The organism is Streptomyces sp. NPDC052043, assembly GCF_044548235.1.
GTDB lineage: Bacteria > Actinomycetota > Actinomycetes > Streptomycetales > Streptomycetaceae > Streptomyces.
In genome coordinates this window covers 81,060-94,332 of record NZ_JBIUBT010000013.1, presented here as the reverse complement: position 1 = coordinate 94,332, position 13,273 = coordinate 81,060, and the positions used below count along the sequence as shown (strand labels likewise).

Annotated in this window: 12 protein-coding genes and 1 pseudogene; 9 read left to right on the top strand and 4 right to left on the bottom strand. The window is 70.4% G+C overall.

What is annotated here, in order from left to right:
• The first annotated feature begins 30 nt into the window (after window positions 1-30).
• The 3 genes from ACIHCX_RS29075 (at window position 31) to ACIHCX_RS29065 (ending at window position 3,521) form a co-directional block, all read left to right on the top strand.
• Window positions 31-1,479: a gamma-aminobutyraldehyde dehydrogenase gene (locus tag ACIHCX_RS29075; protein WP_400034607.1), complete on the top strand. Its 1,449-nt coding sequence runs from the start codon at window positions 31-33 to the stop codon at window positions 1,477-1,479.
• 264 nt (window positions 1,480-1,743) lie between these two features.
• Window positions 1,744-2,934, top strand: coding sequence for a PotD/PotF family extracellular solute-binding protein (locus ACIHCX_RS29070; protein WP_400034605.1), 1,191 nt, complete (start codon window positions 1,744-1,746; stop codon window positions 2,932-2,934).
• A gap of 35 nt (window positions 2,935-2,969) precedes the next feature.
• The gene (locus tag ACIHCX_RS29065; protein WP_400034603.1) at window positions 2,970-3,521 is read left to right on the top strand and encodes an HXXEE domain-containing protein; all 552 of its coding nucleotides are present in this window, start codon (window positions 2,970-2,972) and stop codon (window positions 3,519-3,521) included.
• On the opposite strand, the pseudogene ACIHCX_RS29060 reads toward ACIHCX_RS29065, so the two are convergent.
• From ACIHCX_RS29060 to ACIHCX_RS29050, 3 genes and pseudogenes are all read right to left on the bottom strand, one after another.
• Window positions 3,514-3,663: pseudogene (locus tag ACIHCX_RS29060) on the bottom strand (peptidase); the annotation flags it as partial. The gene ACIHCX_RS29065 and the pseudogene ACIHCX_RS29060 sit on opposite strands and share 8 nt — an antisense overlap.
• A gap of 105 nt (window positions 3,664-3,768) precedes the next feature.
• Window positions 3,769-4,467, bottom strand: coding sequence for a glycerophosphodiester phosphodiesterase (locus ACIHCX_RS29055; protein WP_400034601.1), 699 nt, complete (start codon window positions 4,465-4,467; stop codon window positions 3,769-3,771).
• Between the two features lie 29 nt (window positions 4,468-4,496).
• A complete protein-coding gene (locus ACIHCX_RS29050) occupies window positions 4,497-5,687 on the bottom strand; it encodes an adenosine deaminase (RefSeq protein ID WP_400034599.1) in 1,191 nt (396 codons plus the stop codon).
• Window positions 5,688-5,820: 133 nt separating this feature from the next.
• Between ACIHCX_RS29050 and ACIHCX_RS29045 the strand changes: the two genes are divergently transcribed.
• Window positions 5,821-6,546, top strand: a complete 726-nt coding sequence (locus ACIHCX_RS29045; protein ID WP_400034597.1) for a DUF4190 domain-containing protein — start codon at window positions 5,821-5,823, stop codon at window positions 6,544-6,546.
• Between the two features lie 194 nt (window positions 6,547-6,740).
• Here ACIHCX_RS29045 and ACIHCX_RS29040 read toward each other — a convergent pair whose 3' ends face one another.
• Window positions 6,741-7,310 carry an NADAR family protein gene (locus tag ACIHCX_RS29040; protein ID WP_400034595.1) on the bottom strand — a complete coding sequence of 190 codons (570 nt, stop codon included), beginning with the start codon at window positions 7,308-7,310 and terminating at the stop codon, window positions 6,741-6,743.
• Window positions 7,311-7,521: 211 nt separating this feature from the next.
• Here ACIHCX_RS29040 and ACIHCX_RS29035 point away from each other — a divergent pair, with 211 nt between their 5' ends.
• Genes ACIHCX_RS29035 through ACIHCX_RS29015 form a run of 5 tightly spaced genes read left to right on the top strand, consistent with a single transcriptional unit; the run spans window position 7,522 to window position 13,239 of the window.
• Window positions 7,522-9,057: a gamma-aminobutyraldehyde dehydrogenase gene (locus tag ACIHCX_RS29035; RefSeq protein ID WP_400034593.1), complete on the top strand. Its 1,536-nt coding sequence runs from the start codon at window positions 7,522-7,524 to the stop codon at window positions 9,055-9,057.
• 50 nt (window positions 9,058-9,107) lie between these two features.
• A complete protein-coding gene (locus ACIHCX_RS29030; RefSeq protein WP_400034591.1) occupies window positions 9,108-10,355 on the top strand; it encodes a spermidine/putrescine ABC transporter substrate-binding protein in 1,248 nt (415 codons plus the stop codon).
• Window positions 10,352-11,515, top strand: coding sequence for an ABC transporter ATP-binding protein (locus ACIHCX_RS29025; protein WP_400034589.1), 1,164 nt, complete (start codon window positions 10,352-10,354; stop codon window positions 11,513-11,515). The genes ACIHCX_RS29030 and ACIHCX_RS29025 overlap by 4 nt, the downstream gene beginning before the upstream one ends.
• Complete coding sequence (locus tag ACIHCX_RS29020; RefSeq protein WP_400034587.1) at window positions 11,515-12,438, top strand: ABC transporter permease; 924 nt, start codon at window positions 11,515-11,517, stop codon at window positions 12,436-12,438. The genes ACIHCX_RS29025 and ACIHCX_RS29020 overlap by 1 nt, the downstream gene beginning before the upstream one ends.
• On the top strand, window positions 12,439-13,239 hold the full coding sequence (locus ACIHCX_RS29015) for an ABC transporter permease (protein ID WP_400034584.1): 801 nt from the start codon (window positions 12,439-12,441) through the stop codon (window positions 13,237-13,239).
• The last annotated feature ends 34 nt before the right edge of the window (window positions 13,240-13,273 follow it).

Here is a 13,273-nt window from a genome sequence, read left to right as displayed (position 1 = left end):
ACATCGTGAACAGACCAGGAGGGCCGGGCAGTGAGCACCGAGCTGGGACGGCTGCGCAAGCTCCGTAACTACATCGACGGTGAGTTCCGGGACGCCGCCGACGGACGGACCACCGAGGTGGTCAACCCCGCGACGGGCGAGGCGTACGCGACCGCGCCGCTGTCCGGGCAGGCGGACGTCGACGCCGCCATGGAGGCCGCGGCGGCGGCCTTCCCGGGCTGGCGCGACACCACTCCGGCGGAGCGCCAGAAGGCCCTGCTGAAGATCGCGGACGCCTTCGAGGAACGCGCCGAGGAACTGATCGCGGCCGAGGTGGAGAACACGGGCAAGCCGATCGGGCTGACCCGCTCCGAGGAGATCCCGCCGATGGTCGACCAGATCCGCTTCTTCGCGGGTGCGGCGCGGATGCTGGAGGGCCGCTCGGCCGGCGAGTACATGGAGGGTCTGACCTCCATCATCCGCCGCGAGCCGATCGGCGTCTGCGCGCAGGTCGCGCCGTGGAACTACCCGATGATGATGGCCGTGTGGAAGTTCGCCCCGGCGCTCGCCGCCGGCAACACGGTCGTCCTCAAGCCGTCGGACACCACCCCCGCCTCCACGGTCCTGATCGCCGACATCATCGGCTCGGTCCTGCCCAAGGGCGTCTTCAACGTCATCTGCGGCGACCGCGACACCGGCCGCCTGATGGTGGAGCACCCGACCCCGGCGATGGCCTCCATCACCGGCTCCGTGCGCGCCGGCATGTCCGTCGCCGAGTCGGCCTCCAAGGACCTAAAGCGCGTCCACCTGGAGCTGGGCGGCAAGGCCCCGGTCGTGGTCTTCGAGGACACCGACATCGACAAGGCCGTCGAGGACATCTCGGTCGCCGGTTTCTTCAACGCCGGTCAGGACTGCACGGCCGCGACCCGCGTCCTCGTCCACGAGTCCATCCACGACGCGTTCGTCTCCGCGCTCGCCAAGGCCGCGGCCGAGACCAAGACCGGGCAGCCGGACGACGAGGACGTCCTGTTCGGCCCGCTGAACAACCCCAACCAGCTCAAGCAGGTGGCCGGCTTCATCGAGCGGCTGCCCGCCCACGCCAAGGTCGAGGCCGGCGGCCACCAGGTCGGCGACAAGGGCTACTTCTACGCCCCGACCGTCGTCTCGGGCCTCAAGCAGGACGACGAGATCATCCAGCGGGAGGTCTTCGGCCCGGTCATCACCGTGCAGTCCTTCTCGGACGAGGACCAGGCGGTGGAGTGGGCCAACGGCGTCGACTACGCGCTGGCCTCCTCGGTGTGGACCAAGGACCACTCCCGCGCCATGCGGATGTCCAAGAAGCTCGACTTCGGCTGCGTGTGGATCAACACCCACATCCCGCTGGTCGCCGAGATGCCGCACGGCGGCTTCAAGAAGTCCGGCTACGGCAAGGACCTGTCGGCGTACGGCTTCGAGGACTACACGCGGATCAAGCACGTCATGACGTCGCTCGACGCGTGACGCCGACTGCGTGACGCGTGACGCCGGCCGGCCGACGTATGACGTCGGCCGCGCGGCACGGACAGCGTGCCGCTGACCGCGTGATGCGCTGATCGCACGGCTCGCCCGCTCGCGGCCCCGGACGGGGGACGGACCGTCCGGGGCCGCGGTGTGTCCACGGCCGGGCGCCGTCCCGGGCGTTGATCGACAAGGTGTCGGCTCCCTCCCCGCGTGCTCGACGCTGCGTCGATTGTCCGGCCGCGGGGCGAGCGGCATCCTGGGCCGGTGCCCAAGACTGCGAACACGCCCCCGCTCTCCCGCCGCTCCCTGCTGCGCGCCCTGGGCGGCACGGCCGCGCTCGGTGCGCTCGCCGGGTGCGGGGTGCCCGCCGCCTACGTCCAGCCCGGTGACCGCGCCATCCCGGACAGCTCCGCCACCGACCACCGGCTGATCTGGGCGAACTGGCCGCTCTACATCGACACCGACGACAAGAACCCGAACAAGCGGCCCACCCTGGAGGCCTTCGAGAAGCAGACGGGCATCACCGTCGACTACGTCGAGGAGATCAACGACAACGACGAGTTCTTCGGCAAGATCAGCCCGTCGCTGATGAACCATCAGGATCCGGGTCGCGATCTGATCGTGATCAGCGACTGGCTGTGTGCGCGGTTCGTCCGGCTGGGCTGGGTGCAGGAGATGGACCGCGCCCGTCAGCCGCAGGTGGCCGAGTACCTCGACCCGCTGCTGCGCGACCCCGCCTTCGACCCGGGACGCAAGTTCACGATGCCGTACCAGTCGGGCATCACCGGCATCGCCTACAACCGCCGCAAGCTCGGCCGCGAGATACGCCAGGTCTCCGACCTGTGGGCGAGCGACCTCAAGGGCAAGGTCACTCTGCTCTCCGGCCTGGACGAGGCGTTCGCCCTGCTGATGCAGGCCAACGGCGTGGACATCACCAAGTGGGAGACCCGGGACTTCGACAAGGTCTGCGACCAGGTGGAGCGGCAGGTCCGCAGGGGCCAGATCCGCCGCTTCACCGGCAACGACTACACCAAGGACCTGGTCAGCGGGGACGTCCTGGCCTGCCAGGCCTACTCGGGCGACGTGATCCAGCTCCAGGCGGACAACCCCGACATCCGCTTCGTCGTGCCCGAGGAGGGCGCCGAGTTGTGGTCGGACTCCTGGATGATCCCCAACCGGTCGACCCACAAGGCCAACGCGGAGAGCCTGATCGACTACTACTACGAGCCCGAGGTCGCCGCGGAGCTCGCCGCCTGGGTCAACTACGTCTGCCCGGTCCCGGCGGCCCAGGCCGTGCTCGCCGACTCCAAGGACAAGGAGACCGCCGAACTCGCGGAGAACCCGCTGATCTTCCCCGACTCCACCATGCGCAAGCGCCTCGCCATCGCCCGGGACATGTCCTCCGACGAGCGCATGGAGTTCGCCAAGCGCTGGAACGCCATCGTGGGCCTCTAGGGCCTGCTGCGAGAGGCCCTGGCAGACTCACCTCCGTGACGCACACGCCGAACGACCAACAGGTGGGCCCCGCCGTCACGTTCGGACTGCTGGCGGCCTGGGCGCTGCACGACGTGGAGGAGCTCGCCGCCATGCGGGCCTGGCTGCGGCGCGGTGCGCCGGTGCTGCGGGAGCGCTTCCCGGCAGTGCCGGAGGCGGTGTGGCGGCGGCTCGGGTCCGTGGACGCGCGTGAGTTCGCGGTGGCCGTGGCGGTGATGGGCACGATCGTCGCCGCGGCGTCCGCCACGGGCCGGGCGAGCGGCGGGCGTTCCGCGGTGTACCAGATGGCGCTGAACGCCTTCGGACTGCACGGCCTGGTCCACCTGGCCCAGGCCGCGGCGGTGCGCGGCTGCACCCCCGGCTCCGCGACGTCGCCCGTGCTGGTCGTTCCCTTCACCCTCTGGGCCCGTGCCCGTCTGCGCCGCGCCGGCGTTCTGCGCCCCACGCGTCCCCGGGACCTGGTCCTCGGCCTGGGCCTTGCGGGCGCGGCCACGGTGGCGTCGCACGCGGTGGCCCGCCGCCTGCTGGGCGGACCGTCGGCTACCTGAGCGCCGCCAGCGCGATGCGTTCGGCCACCGGGTTCATGGATTCGCCCTTGGCGTCGGTGGAGTTGACCGAGTAGACGAGAGTGCGGCTCAGGTCGCGGGTCGCACCGAGCACGGTGCTGTAGCCGTAGCGGGCGCCGGACTTTCAGGCGTGCGGCGCCCGGCGGATCGTCGCCGGGGAGGGCAGCCGTCCCCGACGCGACCCGGATCAAGTGGCGGACCGTACCGGGGTGTTGTCGGGGGCCGTCCCCTACGGTGCCGTGGTCTGCGCGGTGCGCAGGGTGTGCAGCAGGTCGACCCGGTTGGTCGTGATCGAGTCGGCGCCGAGGTCGAGGAGGCGGCGCAGGGAGCGGCGGGTGTCGGGGGTCCAGACGGACAGCAGGTAGCCGTCGCGGTGGACGCGGGCGGCGAGGTCCCGGTCCACCAGGGTGAAGCGGTAGTTCAGCCACCGGGGCCGCACCGCGGCCAGCAGCCCGGCCCGCGGCGGCGCGAGCGTCGTCCAGGTCAGCGCGATCTCGGCGGCCGGGTCGGCGGCCCGCACCGCGAGCATGGCCTCGGCGCCCGCGCAGTAGTACACGCGGTCCCGCGCGCCGCACGCGTCGACCACGTCGACGATCCGCCGCACCGCCCGCGGGTGGGCCGGGCCCGGCAGGTCGATCATGACGCGGCCGGCGTCCGCCGCGGTGAGCGCGTCCTCCAGCGTGGGCACCCGGCCGCCCGTCAGTCCGAGCAGCTCCGCCGCGGACAGCGCGTGCAACGGCCGGTCGTGGGCCCACAGCCGCTTGAGCGACTCGTCGTGGAGCAGCACCGGAACGCCGTCCCGGGTCAGCCGTACGTCGATCTCGACCGCGTCCGCGCCCTGGTCGAACGCGGAGCGCAGTGAGTCGACGGTGTTCTCGCGGAAGCGGTAGGGGTCGCCGCGGTGCGCCACGGCGGTCACGGTCTGCATGGTCCCCATTGTGTCCCGCGCGTTCCGGCTCAGGGCGCGAGCCACCGCGCGGTGTAGGCGTCGATCTCCTCCACGATGCGCGCCTTGCCGGCCGCGTCCAGGAAGGAGGCGTGCACCGCGTTCCTGGCCAGCTCGGCCAGGCCCTGCTCGTCGAGGTCGAGCAGCCGGCCGGCCACGGCGTACTCGTTGTTGAGGTCGGTGCCGAACATGGGCGGGTCGTCGGAGTTGACCGTGACGAGGACTCCGGCGCGGACGAACTCCCTGATGGGGTGCTCCTCGAGGGTGCGCACGGCCCGGGTGGCGATGTTGGAGGTCGGGCACACCTCCAGCGGGATGCGGTGCTCGGCGAGGTGGGCGAGCAGCTTCGGGTCGAGGGCGGAGCTGGTGCCGTGGCCGATGCGCTCGGCCCGCAGCTCGGTCAGCGCGTCCCACACCGTCCCGGGTCCGGTGGTCTCGCCGGCGTGCGGGACGGAGCGCAGCCCGGCGGCGATCGCCCGGTCGAAGTAGGGCTTGAACTGGGGCCGGGGTACGCCGATCTCGGGTCCGCCGAGCCCGAAGGACACCAGGCCCTCCGGGCGCAGCCGGTCGTCGGTGGCGAGCCGGGTGGTCTCCTCGGCCGACTCGAGACCGGCCTCACCGGGGATGTCGAAGCACCAGCGCAGTACGGTCCCGAACTCGTCCTCGGCCGCCTTGCGGGCGTCCTCGATCGCGTCCATGAAGGCGCGCTCGTCGATGCCGCGCCGGGTGGAGGAGAACGGCGTGACGGTGAGCTCCGCGTAGCGCACCTGCTGCCGGGCCAGGTCGCGGGCGACCTCGTAGGTCAGCAGCCGGACGTCCTCCGGGGTGCGGATCAGGTCCACGACGGACAGGTACACCTCGATGAAGTGGGCGAAGTCCGTGAAGGTGAAGTAGTCGGCCAGGGCCTCGGGGTCGGTGGGCACCTTGGAGTCGGGGTGGCGGGCGGCCAGCTCGGAGACGATCCGGGGGGAGGCGGAGCCGACGTGGTGCACGTGCAGTTCGGCCTTGGGCAGTCCGGCGATGAAGGCGTGCCGGTCACGCGGCGCGTGCAGGTCGTGCGATGCGTGCAGGTCGTGCGATGCGTGCGGCGCGCGCGGGGCACGGAGTGCGGGCTGGTCGGTCAAGGGGTCCCTCCCCGGGAAGGGCGCCGCGGGCCCTGCGGGCGCGGCGCGGGTGATCGGCTGATCGGTGAGCACCGTCATGGTAGGCGCACGCCTCGCCGCGGCCCGGGCCGCGGTCGGCGCCGGGGGGCGGGGAAGCCCGGTGCCCGGCGGTCCGCCCGCACGCACGAGGCCTTAGCATGGCGAGGCGATCGATCAAGGGGGAGACGACGAGATGACGGACGGAACGCAGGCCGGCGGGGGCGCGGGAGCCGAGGATCCGTGGGCGCCGCCCGAGAACAGACCTTCTCTGGAGAAGAACCCACCCGCTCCGGCGCCGTACCCCGGGCCGGAGCAGCCGTCCGGCTTCGCCCCGCCCTCCGTGCACGACCAGGCGACGATGGCGTCGATGCCGGCGACCGGTTACCCGCCGCCCGGCTACGGTGCCCCCGGCGCGGACTCCGCCGTGCCGCCGCCGCCCGTCGCTCCCATGGGTCCGGGCGCTCCCATGGGTCCGGGCGCTCCCATCGGTCCGGGCGCACCCGTCGGCCCCGTCCCCGGCGGGTACGGCTACCCCGGCTATCCGGGACCGGGCAACGGCTGGCCCGGCATGCCGATGCCCCCGGAGAACGGGATGGGCACCGCCGCCATGGTGCTCGGCATCCTGTCCTGCACCCTGTTCTGCTTCTACGGCGTCTTCGGGGTGATCCTCGGCGTCCTCGCCGTGGTCTTCGGCGTCAAGGGCCGCCGCAAGGCCGAACGCGGCGAGGCCAACAACCACGCCCATGCCCAGGCCGGCCTGATCACGGGAATCATCGGTATCGTCCTCGGCCTCATCACGATCGCCGTGCTGGTCCTCGGTCTGTTCTACGTCAGCACCTTCGAGGACTCCTCGACGACCTACGACGAGGACCCCGCCCGCGCCGTGCTGTCGGCCGTGAGCGTCCTGGCCGACCACTGACGGCGGACCGGCCCGCGCACCCTGCGCGGGCCGGTCTCCGTATCCGGGCCCGGCCGCGCACCTCGCGAGGGCTGGTCTACGCATCCGGGCCCGGCACCGCACGGTGCGCGCGCCGCCGGTCAACGCACCCGCGCCCGGCCCCGCACTCTGCGCAGGCGATCAACGCACCCCCGCCCCGCCCAGCCCTCCGCCGGTCAACGCACCCGGGCCTCGGCCCGCAGCCGCTCGCGCGCCTCCATCAGCGCGAAGCCCAGCAGGTTCGGCCCCCGCCAGCGCTCCGGATCGGCTGCCGCCTCGTCGCCGGCGGTCAGCCCGATGCCCCATATCCGGTCCACCGGACTGGCCTCCACCAGTACACGGTCGCCCGTGGCCAGCAGGAACTCCCGCAGCGCGGGGTGGGCGGCGAACTTGTGGACGCTGCCCTCCACCACGATCCGGAACCGCTCCCGCTCCCACACGCCCTCGTCGAAGCCGCGCACGAGCCGACCCGCCTTCTTGGCCTCGGCCGGATGCCGCGCGGCCAGCACCAGACGCTCCGCCTCCGCGTCGTCGAACAGCCGCGCCTTGCCGGCCATCATCCAGTGCTCCGCGGTCGCGTACGGCACCGAGTCCACCGTGAACGGCGACGGCCACCACTGGCTCAGGCAGCTCGGGCCGACGCGGCCGTCCGGGCGCGGCCGATGCCCCCAGAAGTGCAGATAGCGCACCCGTGTCCCCGCACGGACTTCCCTGGTCAGAGCCTGCCAGGAGGCGATGTTCCCCATGCACGCGAGTGTGGCACGCACCACTGACACACCGTCCTGCCTTTTCCGCGCCGACTGGACACCTGGTCGACAGATTCCGTCGCGTAACCAAAAGGCAACAACGGAATCACTTGTTGGAGTCCCAGGGCTCTGTCAGGATCGGCACTCAAATCGAGCTGGAGCTACGCCACCCGCCCTCGGTGACCGAGGGGCGAAGGCGGAGGAGAGCGACATGCACAACCCGGGCACCGCCACCCCGGACCGATTTCCGGCACAGGACCGTTTCGCGGACGGCGCGCAGTACATCGCCGGAAAGCTGACCAAGGGCACCTCGGGCCGCAGCCACGCGGTCGTCGACCCCGCCACGGGGGAGGAGGTCTACACCTACGAACTGGCCGGCCCCGAGGACGTCGACGCCGCGGTGGCCGCCGCGCGTAAGGCGTTCCCCGGCTGGGCGGGCGCCACGCCCGGCGACCGCTCGGACGCGCTGCACCGTTTCTCGGCCGTGCTCGCCGACCGGGCGGAGGATTTCGCCCGCGCCGAGTCCCTCCAGTGCGGCAAGCCGCTGAAGCTGACCCGCGAGTTCGACGTGCCGGGCACGATCGACAACGCGGCCTTCTTCGCGGGCGCCGCCCGGCATCTCCAGGGCCAGTCGGCCGGCGAGTTCTCCGGCGACCACACGTCCTACGTCCGCCGCGAGCCCATCGGGGTCGTCGGCTCCATCGCGCCCTGGAACTACCCCCTCCAGATGGCCGCCTGGAAGATCCTCCCGGCCGTCGCCGCGGGCAACACCATCGTGCTCAAGCCGGCCGAGCTGACTCCGCTGACCTCGCTGATGTTCGCCCAGGCCGCCACCGACGCGGGCATCCCCGACGGCGTGATCAACATCGTCACCGGCACCGGCAAGGTGGCCGGCGAGCACCTGATCGGCCACCCGGACGTGGCCATGACGTCCTTCACCGGCTCCACCGCCGTCGGCAAGCGGGTCGCCGAGATCGCCACCGCGACCGTCAAGCGCCTGCACCTGGAACTCGGCGGCAAGGCGCCCTTCGTGGTGTTCGACGACGCCGATCTGGAGGCCGCCGTCAACGGCGCGGTCGCGGGCGCGCTCATCAACACCGGGCAGGACTGCACGGCCGCCACGCGCGCGTACGTGCAGCGCCCCCTGTACGAGGAGTTCGTCGCGCGGACGGCCGCCCTGATGGCGTCCGTCCGGCTGGGCGACCCGTTCGCCCCCGGCACCGACCTCGGCCCGCTGATCTCGCACGTCCAGCGCGACCGCGTCGCCGGCTTCGTCGACCGGGCGCGTGCCTACGCGCGCGTGGTCACCGGCGGCGAGACACCCCAGGACGAACTGAAGAACGGGGCGTACTATCGCCCCACTCTCATCGCGGACGCGGCGCAGGACAGCGAGATCGTCCAGTCGGAGATCTTCGGTCCGGTACTGGTCGTACTGCCGTTCGACAGTGATGATGAGGGGATTCGGCTGGCCAACGACACTCCGTACGGTCTGGCGGCTTCGGCGTGGAGCCGGGACGTCTACCGGGCCAACCGCGCGACGCGGGAGATCAAGGCGGGGTGCGTGTGGGTCAACGACCACATTCCGATCATCAGCGAGATGCCGCACGGCGGTTATAAGCAGTCCGGCTTCGGCAAGGACATGTCCTCGTACTCGTTCGAGGAATACACGCAGATCAAGCACGTCATGTTCGACAACACGGCGGTGGCCCGCAAGGACTGGCACCGCACGATCTTCGGGGACCGATAGCAACGACCAGGCCTTGCACCAGGCCACCTTCCCGAAAGGGCACCACGCGCATGGAGCAGTACGAGCCCGACCGCCTCACCCCGGCCCAGCTGGCCGCCGTGCGGCGCAGCTTCCGCAACGGCAGGGCCTCCCTCAGCCGCCGCTCGATGCTGCGCGCCTCGGCGGGCGGCGCGCTCGCGGTCGGGGGACTCGGGGCGCTGAGCGCCTGCGGAATCCCGCCGGCCGGCCAGGCACAGGGGGGTACCTCCGCCGAGGACCACTCGGCCAAGGAGAAGATCGTGGACTTCTCCAACTGGCCCGTGTACATCGACGTCGATAAGAGCGGCAAGAAGCACCCCACGCTCGACGAGTTCACTCGGCAGACCGGGATCCAGGTCAAGTACACCGAGGACATCAACGACAACAACGAGTTCTTCGGCAAGATCAAGCCGCAGCTCGCCGCCGGCCAGGACACCGGCCGCGACCTCATCGTCGTGACCGACTGGCTGGCCGCGCGGCTGATCCGCCTGGGCTGGGTGCAGAAGCTGGACGCGGAGAACCTGCCGCACGCCTTCGCCAACCTGTCCGAGCAGTACCGCAGTCCGGACTGGGATCCGGGACGCGCCTACTCCTACGCGTGGCAGGGTGTCTCGACCGTCATCGCCTACAACAAGAAGGCGCTCGACGGCATCGAGGTGAAGTCGGTCTCCGACCTGCTGGACAACCCCAAGCTCAAGGGCAGGGTCTCCTTCCTGTCGGAGATGCGCGACAGCATGGGCATGACGCTGCTCGACATGGGCAAGGACCCGGCCAGGTTCACCGACGACGACTACGACGCGGCGGTCGCCCGCCTGCAGAAGGCCGTCGACAAGGGGCAGATCCGCCGTTTCACCGGCAACGACTACACCTCCGACCTGACCAAGGGCGACATCGCCGCCTGCGTCGCCTGGGGCGGCGACATAGTCCAGCTCCAGGAGGACAGCGCCGACGTCGACTACGTCATCCCGGACGCCGGCTGGCTCACCTCCACCGACAACCTGCTGATCCCCAACAAGGCCCGTCACAAGGCCAACGCCGAGCGGCTGATCGACTTCTACTTCCAGCCGAGGCAGGCCGCCCAGCTCTCCGCCTACGTCGCCTTCATGAGTCCCGTCGACGGGGCGAAGGACGAACTGGCCAAGATCGACAAGGCGGCGGCGGAGAACCCGCTGATCATCCCCACCAAGGACATGGTGGCCAAGGCCCACTCCTTCCGCGCCCTGAGCGACAAGGAAGAGGCGGCGTACGAAGCGAAGTTCGCGAAGCTCACAGGGGCGTGACGACAATGACGACGACAGACAACAGCGGCGATGTCCGCCTCTCGCAGATCGGCAAGCGCTACGGCGCCTTCACCGCCGTGCACCCGCTGGACCTGACCGTGCCGCAGGGATCCTTCTTCGCCCTGCTCGGCGCCTCCGGCTGCGGCAAGACCACCACCCTGCGCATGATCGCCGGCCTGGAGGAACCTTCCTCCGGCACCGTGCACCTCGGCGACCAGGACGTGACGCACCTGCCGCCGTACAAACGCCCGGTCAACACGGTCTTCCAGTCCTACGCCCTCTTCCCGCACCTCGACATCTTCGAGAACGTCGCCTTCGGTCTGCGCCGGCGCGGCATCAAGTCGGTGAAGAAGCAGGTCGAGGAGATGCTGGACCTGGTGCAGCTGGGCGAGCAGGCCCGCAAGAAGCCGCACCAGCTCTCCGGCGGCCAGCAGCAGCGTGTCGCGGTCGCCCGCGCGCTGATCAACCATCCCAAGGTGCTCCTGCTGGACGAGCCGCTCGGCGCCCTGGACCTGAAGCTGCGCCGCCAGATGCAGCTGGAGCTCAAGCGCATCCAGACCGAGGTCGGCATCACCTTCGTCCACGTCACGCACGACCAGGAGGAGGCCATGACCATGGCCGACACGGTCGCCGTGATGAACGGCGGCCGGGTGGAGCAGCTCGGCGCGCCCACCGACCTCTACGAGAACCCGCAGACCACGTTCGTCGCGAACTTCCTCGGCACCTCGAACCTGATAGAGGCCGAGGTCGGCTCCAGGAGCGGCGAGGAGATCGTCCTGAAGGCGGGCGGCGGCAAGCTCACCCTGCCCAAGGCGCGATGTTCCGCCCCGGCCACGACCGGCGGCAAGGTGCTCGTCGGCGTCCGCCCGGAGAAGATCTCCCTCACCCACGCCGACGACGCGGGCGAGATCCCCGACGGCCGCAACCGCATCACCGGCCGGATCTCCGAGTCGAGCTTCATCGGCGTCTCCACGCAGTACATGATCGACAGCCCGGTCTGCCCCGACTTCGAGGTCTACGCCCAGAACATCGACCGCGACGCCCGCCTGGTGCCCGGCGCCGAGGTCGTCCTGCACTGGAACCCGGCCCACACCTTCGGTCTGGACGCGGAACAGGACATCGACGCGGGCGTCGAGAGTGTCGAGGAGGACGCAGCCTGATGGCCGCTGTCACCGAGGCGCCCTCGCCGCCCGTCGCCCAGCAGACGAGACCGCCGCGCAGGCGGGGCCGCTTCACGCCGTACTGGCTGCTGCTGCCCGGCATCCTCTGGCTGGTCGTCTTCTTCGCGCTGCCGATGATCTACCAGGCGTCCACGTCCGTGCAGACGGGCTCCCTGGAGCAGGGCTACAAGGTCACCTGGCACTTCGCGACCTACTGGGACGCGCTGTCGCAGTACTGGCCGCAGTTCGTCCGCTCGGTCCTGTACGCGGCCTCCGCGACGATCCTGTGCCTGCTGCTCGGCTACCCTCTGGCGTACCTCATCGCCTTCCGCGCGGGCCGCTGGCGCAACCTGATCATGATCCTGGTGATCGCGCCGTTCTTCACCAGCTTCCTGATCCGGACCCTGGCCTGGAAGACGATCCTCGCCGACGGCGGCCCGGTCGTGGGCGCCCTCAACACACTGCACGTCCTGGACGTCACCAACTGGCTCGGCTGGACCGCCGGCGACCGGGTGCTCGCCACGCCGATGGCGGTGGTGTGCGGTCTGACGTACAACTTCCTGCCGTTCATGATCCTGCCGCTGTACACCTCGCTGGAGCGCATCGACCCGCGGCTGCACGAGGCGGCGGGCGACCTGTACGCCAGGCCGTTCACCACCTTCCGCAGGGTCACCTTCCCGCTGTCGATGCCGGGCGTGGTCTCCGGCACGCTGCTGACCTTCATCCCGGCGGCCGGCGACTACGTCAACGCGGACCTGCTCGGCTCCACCGACACCCGCATGGTCGGCAACGTCATCCAGACGCAGTTCCTGAGGATCCTGGACTATCCGACGGCCGCGGCCCTGTCCTTCATCCTCATGGCCGCGATCCTCGCCATGATCACCATCTACATCCGCAAGTCCGGCACGGAGGATCTGGTTTAAATGGCCTTCGTCAACTGGCTCAAGCGCCACCTCGTCGTCATCGGCGGACTGCTGACGCTCGGATACCTGCTCCTGCCGAACGTCATCGTCACGGTCTTCTCCTTCAACAAACCGAAGGGCCGCTTCAACTACCAGTGGCAGGCGTTCTCCATGGACGCCTGGAAGGACCCGTGCGGTGTCGCCGACATGTGCGGATCGCTGTCGATCAGCCTCCAGATCGCCGTCTGGGCCACGATCGGCGCCACCGTCCTCGGCACGATGATCGCCTTCGCGCTGGTCCGCTACCGCTTCCGCGCGCGGGGCACGGTGAGCTCGCTGATCTTCCTGCCGATGGCGATGCCCGAGGTGGTCATGGCGGCCTCGCTGCTCACCCTGTTCCTCAACATGGGCGCGCAGCTCGGCTTCTGGACGATCCTGATCGCGCACATCATGTTCTGCCTCAGCTTCGTCGTCGTCGCCGTCAAGGCGCGCGTGATGTCGATGGACCCGAGGCTGGAGCAGGCCGCCCAGGACCTGTACGCCGGACCGGTCCAGACCTTCCTCCGGGTCACCCTGCCGATCGCGGCCCCCGGTATCGCCGCGGGCGCGATGCTCGCCTTCGCGTTGTCGTTCGACGACTTCATCATCACGAACTTCAACGCGGGCTCGACCGTGACCTTCCCGATGTTCGTCTGGGGCTCGGCGCAGCGCGGCACACCCGTCCAGATCAACGTCATCGGTACGGCCATGTTCGTCATCGCCGTCCTGCTCGTCCTGGTCTCCATGGCCATCGCCAACCGCCGGACCAGGCAGAAGGCATGACGCCTTCCCATCGAAACAACGCAAGTGACTCTGT